Source organism: Neosynechococcus sphagnicola sy1, assembly GCF_000775285.1.
Classification (GTDB): Bacteria; Cyanobacteriota; Cyanobacteriia; order Neosynechococcales; family Neosynechococcaceae; genus Neosynechococcus; species Neosynechococcus sphagnicola.
Genome location: NZ_JJML01000094.1, coordinates 1 through 3,359 on the forward strand (window position 1 = coordinate 1; position 3,359 = coordinate 3,359).

At 43.6% G+C, this 3,359-nt stretch carries 4 protein-coding genes and 1 pseudogene; 3 read left to right on the top strand and 2 right to left on the bottom strand.

The genetic code is table 11. From position 1 onward, the window contains the following. Window positions 1-369 precede the first annotated feature (369 nt). Both DO97_RS24570 and DO97_RS20160 read left to right on the top strand, forming a co-directional pair. A complete protein-coding gene (locus tag DO97_RS24570) occupies window positions 370-669 on the top strand; it encodes a hypothetical protein (protein ID WP_162183042.1) in 300 nt (99 codons plus the stop codon). Window positions 670-1,027: 358 nt separating this feature from the next. Beyond that, the gene (locus DO97_RS20160) at window positions 1,028-1,567 is read left to right on the top strand and encodes a tyrosine-type recombinase/integrase (RefSeq protein ID WP_036537073.1); all 540 of its coding nucleotides are present in this window, start codon (window positions 1,028-1,030) and stop codon (window positions 1,565-1,567) included. A gap of 30 nt (window positions 1,568-1,597) precedes the next feature. On the opposite strand, the pseudogene DO97_RS30465 reads toward DO97_RS20160, so the two are convergent. After that, window positions 1,598-1,711: pseudogene (locus tag DO97_RS30465) on the bottom strand (DUF7219 family protein); the annotation flags it as partial. A gap of 469 nt (window positions 1,712-2,180) precedes the next feature. On the opposite strand from DO97_RS30465, the gene DO97_RS20165 reads away from it, so the two are divergent. Then, a complete protein-coding gene (locus tag DO97_RS20165) occupies window positions 2,181-2,960 on the top strand; it encodes a hypothetical protein (RefSeq protein ID WP_036537076.1) in 780 nt (259 codons plus the stop codon). A gap of 101 nt (window positions 2,961-3,061) precedes the next feature. Here the strand turns inward: DO97_RS20165 and DO97_RS22725 are convergent. Beyond that, window positions 3,062-3,359 (bottom strand): transposase (locus DO97_RS22725; RefSeq protein WP_204368776.1); only part of this gene is annotated, 298 nt, incomplete at its 5' end.

A 3,359-nucleotide genomic window follows, 5' to 3' on the forward strand; every position in this document is an offset into this window, starting at 1 on the left:
GGGCAATCATCGACACTGCCATTAAGTGAGAAACATAGGGGGTATCTGTGCCTTTACGGGTCTGGGTTCGATGCAATGATGCAGCATATTCCAAAGCGTTATTGTAGCGATCACTTACCATCAGGAACCTCCTATCAATGCAAAACCCCCAGCGATGGCCGGGGGTCTATGGATACTTTTGTGGCAGAAAACCTGGGCACGGGCAAAGGTTTGGAGTGGGTTCACCTTCACGGCACGTTTCTCTGACTGCCTACTCTTTTACTGTACCCATATTTTGCAGCTTCAGGGATATCAATCACCCGATCTAATGCCTAACTTAGTACCATTGTTCAGACATAGATCATACTTCGACGACTCTCAAAGTCATGAGTGGCAACGATTTCGGCGATCGCTTGCACGATCTTTGCCCCGCCTAGCTCTGATGGTTCGATGGGTGAAATGATTGAATCAACTTGGCGCGTTTTACCACTACGATTCCTGGATTTCCTGCTCATGCTTCCTGATTTTGGCGATCGCCGAAACAGTTATAGTATCAATCTGGCAAGCATTCCAGGCACTTGTGCGATCTCATTGCCTCCATATCTCCTGGCCTTTTCGCTACCCAGGGGGGGGCTGCACTGCTATCAAATGGCGCTTTTTGAAGCTCTTTTCAAATCTGCATATATATAACAACCTGGATGAAGTCCCGCGCCCCATTTACAGAGCGATCGCCCAATGGTTGCGGTCAGCTCAGCTTTCCACTCAGCTGGTATCTTTGCAGCGATCTCACTCTTAACTATATTGTTAGCCCTGGTTACTTCAGTTACCTCCTATCTTATCCACCACAGTAAATAGTAGTACCCCAGGTAATCAAAATCAGAAAAACTTATGAGTCAACGATAGAATCAGGGTTCTAGCGATTAACAAGGGGGAGCAACTGATAAGTTTTTAATAACTGACACTATTCAATAACAAGAATCATTATTTTGTATAGAAAAGTTACTTGGTATTCTATAAATAAGACCAAGTAAGAAGATTACTCAGGGATATGAAAAATCAGCGCAATGGGCAAGCGGCGATCCTTGATAGGGAACAGTTAAAACTACTGTTTTGGGAGTTGTCGCCAAAGTACCGGGCATTATTCGGCATCTGTTATTTCACTGGATGCCGAATTTCTGAGGCGCTGGCGTTGACTAGGGAAGACATTGTGAGTGACCGAATTGTCTTTCGGGCAATCACGACCAAGACCAAGGCAACACGGGAGGTTGTGATGAACCCTGCTTTGACGGCGCTGCTGAGTACCTATGGTTTGCCTGAATCAGGCTACTTATTCCCTGGCAAGAGTGAGGGACAGATGAGTTCCCAGGCTGCTGACCTGGCATTGAGAAAAGCAGCTGACTGGGTGGGCTTGCAGGGTGTCAGTACTCATTCGTTTAGGCGCACTTCCCTGACTCAAATGGCCTGCGCTGGTATCCCGCTCTGTTCGATCCAGACTATCTCTGGTCATAGTTCACTAGATGCTCTTCAAAGGTATCTGGCAGTGAGTGAGGAACAGAAACGGGACGCGATCTCGGTGCTGGGATTCTAGGGTGTCAGGAATCTCCTCGGTACCGATGGACTATGCTGGGTAGTCTTCAGGGGGTGGGACGATTTTCAAGCCTTTTCGACTGTTCTTAAGGTTTTTCCATAACGCTTTGATTTGCTCGTATGCCTCTTGAGATGAAACCTTGCCGGATTTGCTTTCAAGTAAGTGGAGAACTTCGCCTGAGAATCTGGATCACTTATCAGTGTTCGACATTCTTTCACAAGTTCAGAATATGGGTGTTGTGAAGTAGCCCACTTTATAGCAATTCCACGATCAGCCAGAAGTTTTAGAAGATCTCGAAGAAGCTCATCTTTCTCCGGGTGTGAATAACTTTCAGCTATAAGAGCTGGTCTTTACTTTTTATTAAACACAAACAAGCATCCTTAGAGTTACTCACCTACCAGGGATTGAGCCGTATAACGTTCCGGTTGAGCGGCTGTATCAAGCTCGTGCAGAATACCTGGCTATACCTCAGTCCGCTCCAACTGGGTTTTTATGCAGCTTCAGATAAAGAAAGATGATTCACCCGATAGTACTACAATATTATACAAAATAATGCCAAGGATGTTCTTGTAATCCAGTAATCCAAAAACTTGCCTGTATAGACAGACCCACCATGGATAACAATTTACTCTTCTACAGAACAATCTCTGATATCCTTCGGCTTTTTGTTGTACCTGAAGTTGAGGGCAGAGTTAACAACGGTTCAGTGAAAGTAGAAGAGCTACCACTTGAACTCAGAGCATTTAGGGCTATAAAAAGGCAATTGCCAGATGGCAGTATTCAACCTATTGTTGAGATCAACAACGATATAAATTTAACCTTACAAGTCAAAGTTAATCAGGCAGTGCAAGCAGGAGAAGCAGTCACTCTCGATAAGATTTATCCAGAAGAATGTTTTATTGTGCCACCTCTGTATGATGGGCAACCTGCTGCATACTTCCTTTGCCAAACTTTTCTGCTAGATTATTTCATATTCTTCGATTGTAGAGCTAATCAGTTAGGTCTGTCAGAGGAGGAAATCGAAGAACTAAAAAAAGCAACTCTCAATTATCCAATCCTAAAGTATGTAGAAGACAAAGAATTTATAGATGTAGTCAATCCACATGAGAAGCTTCAAGTGTTTATAAATAGTAACTGGCTTCCTGCACCTGGCTACTACAGACATGCTGCATTATATATTCATCAGAATAAAACCATAGATTATCATTCTTTCTTAGAAGTTGTGAATCAGGCTTACAGCGATGATTTTTGGCGGAAAAGGATCGCTTTTTGGCAAAAAACCAGGTTTTTTGAGCACAGAATTCAATATATAGAAAGAGCCATTAAAGCTCATCTTGAAAAAGATTATATAGCATTTTTCACTCTTGTGAGGCGTAGTAGCAACAGTGAGTGAACCAATTTTTGAGGTTTTCCAAAGATACTTGAGAAAAAGCGTCTTCAATGGCATTAGCGAGATCGGGATAGCTGCGTGCCCCAATCGTCCGCAAAATATTTTTAAATCTTTGAGAAGCAATTTTCTATCGGTGAAAAGTCTGGAGAATAGGGAGGTAAATAAATCAACTTAGCACCCACGTCCTCAATCAGCTTTCTGATCGTGTCATGGTTGTGTATCGAGTAGTTATCCATAATCACACAAGCTCCTTTCCAAAGTTTCGGAACCAGGTGGCGAGCAATGAAGGCTTCAAAGGTCAAACCATCGGTTGAACCGACGATACTTACGTTAGTGACAACGGTTTTGAGGCTGATTGCACTGATTGTAGAGACTCGTTTACCTCGCTTGCTGGGGCGCTTA

What these genes read in the sequence shown, in the direction of transcription:
- DO97_RS20160 (WP_036537073.1), top strand. Translation starts at nt 1,028, where the DNA reads ATGAAAAATCAGCGCAATGGGCAAGCGGCGATCCTTGATAGGGAACAG.
- DO97_RS20165 (WP_036537076.1), top strand. Translation starts at nt 2,181, where the DNA reads ATGGATAACAATTTACTCTTCTACAGAACAATCTCTGATATCCTTCGG.